The organism is Psychrobacter sp. 16-MNA-CIBAN-0192 (genome assembly GCF_040309565.1).
Taxonomy (GTDB): Bacteria; Pseudomonadota; Gammaproteobacteria; order Pseudomonadales; family Moraxellaceae; genus Psychrobacter.
This window is the reverse complement of record NZ_JBEOOX010000384.1, coordinates 1-261: the sequence shown is the minus strand read 5'-3', so window position 1 is coordinate 261 and position 261 is coordinate 1. Positions and strand designations below refer to the sequence as shown.

General features: G+C 47.9%; 1 protein-coding gene. It reads left to right on the top strand.

Translation table 11 applies throughout. The annotated features are described in order from the left end of the window. On the top strand, positions 1 to 261 hold a 261-nt coding region (locus AAEY78_RS13675), incomplete at both ends, for an LptF/LptG family permease (RefSeq protein ID WP_352339888.1).

Sequence of the window (261 nt, the reverse complement as noted above, 5' to 3'; positions counted from 1 at the left end):
CTGCAATGCCAGTTGATCAATTGTTGGATACTCCAGGACCTGAAGCGGCAGCTGAATTTCAATGGCGCTTAGCTATCCCTATCGCGATCCCATTGTTGACGTTAATTGCGGTGCCGTTAGCGCGGGTTAATGTTCGCCAGGGTAAGTTTGCTAAAATGGGTCCCGCTATTTTGCTTTATTTGGGCTACTTTGGATTAATGATTGCAGGTCGAAAAGCCCTGCAAGATGAGGTGGTGCCGCAATTTTTAGGCATGTGGTGGA